Origin of the sequence: Agarivorans sp. (assembly GCF_050295395.1) — a bacterium.
Lineage (GTDB): Bacteria > Pseudomonadota > Gammaproteobacteria > Enterobacterales > Celerinatantimonadaceae > Agarivorans.
In genome coordinates this window covers 1-2,670 of sequence record NZ_JBNKPP010000059.1, presented here as the reverse complement: position 1 = coordinate 2,670, position 2,670 = coordinate 1, and the positions used below count along the sequence as shown (strand labels likewise).

The following is a 2,670-nucleotide window of genomic DNA, read 5'->3' as shown; positions in this document are numbered from 1 at the left end:
ACCGAAGTGACCACCTTTGGCGGCTACTTCCCCTTTGGTTGCCGTTATTCTTTAGACGTTCCAGTACTGTTCAACCAATATGGTTTAGACAAAATCTGGAAGGAAGAATACGCCAAAGTGGGTGTGAAACACATTTCTGCTGGCTCCTGGGACCCTTGTCACTTCGCCACGAAGAAGCCGATTACCAGCTTAGAAGATCTAAAAGGTTTACGGGTATTTACCTTCCCAACTGCGGGTCGCTTCTTAGCTAAATTTGGCGTAGTACCGGTGTCTATTCCATGGGAAGACGTGGAAGTCGCATTGCAAACCGGTGAGCTAGACGGCATCGCTTGGTCAGGCATTACCGAAGACTACACCGTGGGTTGGTCTAAGGTGACCGATTACTTCCTTACCAACAATATCTCGGGTGCATGGATCGGCTCGTTCTTTGCCAACATGGATCGTTGGAATGCCCTGCCAGATCACCTAAAAGAGCTATTGTCGTTATGTTTAGATACCTCACATTACTACCGTCAATGGTGGTACTGGGGTGGTGAAGCTAAACTTCGTGTAGAAGGCAGTGACATGAAGCTCACGACTATTCCTGATGCAGAATGGGCTACAGTGGAAGCAGAAGCAGAAAAATTCTGGGATGAAATCGCCAAAGAGTCGCCCACCAAGGCGAAGGTGGTGGAAATCTTCAAGAAATACAATGCTGACATGGTGAAAGCGGGGCGTCCATACCGCTATAGCTAACACCTAGGCCTTAGCAACAACAGCGGCTACGGCCGCTGTTGTGACTTACCAGAACACTAAACAAGGAAAGCTATGAGTGCACCCTACCGCTGGCAACAAGGAGACAAGGTTTACCAATTTGCCTCTCTAGCGGAATTAATGGCCAAGGCCACCCCCGCTCGCTCTGGTGATGCCCTCGCTGGCATTTGCGCCGAAACTGCCGAGCAGCGCGTTATCGCCCAAATGACCTTAGCCGAAGTCCCCCTAAAAACCTTCTTAAACGAAGCACTCATTCCCTACGAGAGTGATGAGATTACTCGGCTGATCATCGATACTCACGATAGCCAAGCCTTTGCTCCCATCTCGCATATGACAGTGGGCGACCTACGCAACTGGCTACTCAGTTATCAGGCCGACAGCGAAACCCTGCGTAAGCTGCGCCCCGGCCTCACCCCTGAAATGGTGGCGGCGGTGAGTAAAATCATGCGCAACCAAGACCTCATTCTAGTGGCTCAAAAGTGTGAAGTGATTAGCGCCTTTCGCGATACCATTGGCTTGAAGGGGCGGCTCTCTACACGCCTGCAACCCAACCACCCCACCGATTCGGTAAATGGTATCGCCGCCAGCATCTTTGATGGCTTAATGTATGGAAACGGCGACGCGGTGATTGGTATTAACCCTGCCGCCGACAATGTAGGCCAAGCCATTAAACTACTGAATTTAATGGACGAAGTGATTCAGCATTATCAAATACCTACTCAGTCCTGTGTACTCACCCATGTCACCAATACCATTGAAGCAATTGAACAAGGCGCGCCAGTTGATTTAGTGTTTCAGTCGATTGGCGGTACTCAAGGCACCAACGAAACCTTTGGCATCAATCTGGATATTTTAGCCGAAGCCCAGCAAGCCGCGCTGTCATTGAAGCGCGGCACAGTGGGCAACAACGTGATGTACTTTGAAACTGGCCAAGGCTCGGCTCTGTCGGCAGATGCCCATTGGGGAGTAGACCAACAAACCTGTGAGACGCGAGCCTATGCCGTAGCACGGCAATTTTCGCCCTTACTAGTAAATACCGTGGTGGGCTTTATTGGCCCCGAATACTTATTCGATGGTAAACAAATTATTCGCGCCGGCTTAGAAGACCATTTCTGTGGCAAGCTACTTGGTGTGCCCATGGGCTGCGACATTTGTTATACCAACCATGCCTATGCCGACCAAAATGACATGGACAACTTGCTGACCTTATTAGGCGTGGCCGGTTGCACCTTCATCATGGGCATTCCCGGCTCCGATGACATTATGCTTAACTATCAAACCACCTCCTTTCATGATGCCCTTTACGCGCGCCAAGCCTTGGGCTTGAAGCCGGCTCCCGAATTTGAAGCTTGGCTAAGCAAAATGGAAATATTCTCCGACTTAGATCAAGTAAAACTCAACCCTAACATCGCTAAAGCATTTAGTGCCTCACTGGCTAAACTGGAGCAGTAGCCTTATGACTAAAGCGTCAAAACAAGCTATGACTGAGCACTCAGAGCTAGTCACCGAAAGCCCTTGGCAATCCTTGAAAAAATTCACCTCGGCGCGTATCGCTCTAGGGCGCAGTGGCAACAGCGTGCCCACTAAGCAGTTATTAGATTTTCAACTCGATCATGCCCGCGCCATCGACGCGGTGCATAAAGCACTGGATGTACCCAGCCTAGTGGCGCAGCTGCAACAGTCCAGCATTATCCAACAGCTGGTTAGCGACCAGCCGATAGTGCTGAATACTAAAGCCAGTGATCGCATGGTGTATTTGCAGCGCCCCGACTTTGGCCGCCAGCTCAGTGATACTAGCTGGCAACAGCTGGAAGCGTTTCGCGCCAGTAGCGAGCGCGCTTACGATTTGTCGATAGTGATCGCCGATGGGCTGTCATCTACCGCGATTCAGCGCCACGCCCTACCCATGTTAGAGCA

General features: G+C 50.7%; 3 protein-coding genes. All 3 read left to right on the top strand.

Annotated features, from left to right (window positions below):
• Positions 1 to 735 (top strand): TRAP transporter substrate-binding protein DctP (gene dctP, locus ACQY6Q_RS03460; protein ID WP_427977910.1); only part of this gene is annotated, 735 nt, incomplete at its 5' end.
• A 72-nt stretch (positions 736 to 807) separates the two neighbouring features.
• Complete coding sequence (locus ACQY6Q_RS03455; protein ID WP_427977908.1) at positions 808 to 2,205, top strand: ethanolamine ammonia-lyase subunit EutB; 1,398 nt, start codon at positions 808 to 810, stop codon at positions 2,203 to 2,205.
• 4 nt (positions 2,206 to 2,209) lie between these two features.
• A partial coding sequence (locus ACQY6Q_RS03450) for an ethanolamine ammonia-lyase light chain EutC (protein WP_427977905.1) occupies positions 2,210 to 2,670 on the top strand: 461 nt, incomplete at its 3' end.

What these genes read in the sequence shown, in the direction of transcription:
- ACQY6Q_RS03455 (WP_427977908.1), top strand. Translation starts at nt 808, where the DNA reads ATGAGTGCACCCTACCGCTGGCAACAAGGAGACAAGGTTTACCAATTT.